Annotated in this window: 1 protein-coding gene; it reads right to left on the minus strand. The window is 63.5% G+C overall.

Going from position 1 to position 244, the window contains the following annotated elements; all coding sequences use genetic code 11:
• Window positions 1-244, minus strand: a 244-nt coding sequence (locus ACL02S_RS24315) for a KR domain-containing protein (protein WP_412804818.1), incomplete at both ends; no start/stop codon positions are given.

A 244-nucleotide genomic window follows, 5' to 3' on the forward strand; every position in this document is an offset into this window, starting at 1 on the left:
ACGAATTGGTCCAGGTGTGCCTCGGCCGCGACCACGCCGTCCCATAGGGCGCGTGCTCCGTCGACCTTGGTTCGGTAGACCTTGTCCAAGCCGGGCCGGTCCATATCGATGATGCGTTTGTCGTCGAGGATGCCCGCGGTGTGGAAGATGCCTTTCAGCGGGTGTTCGGGGGTGTGGGCGCGGCTGATCACCGCGGTGATGGCATCGGTATCGGTGATGTCGACGGTTTCGGTGACCACGTCGA

This window comes from Nocardia spongicola, assembly GCF_047200775.1.
Classification (GTDB): domain Bacteria; phylum Actinomycetota; class Actinomycetes; order Mycobacteriales; family Mycobacteriaceae; genus Nocardia.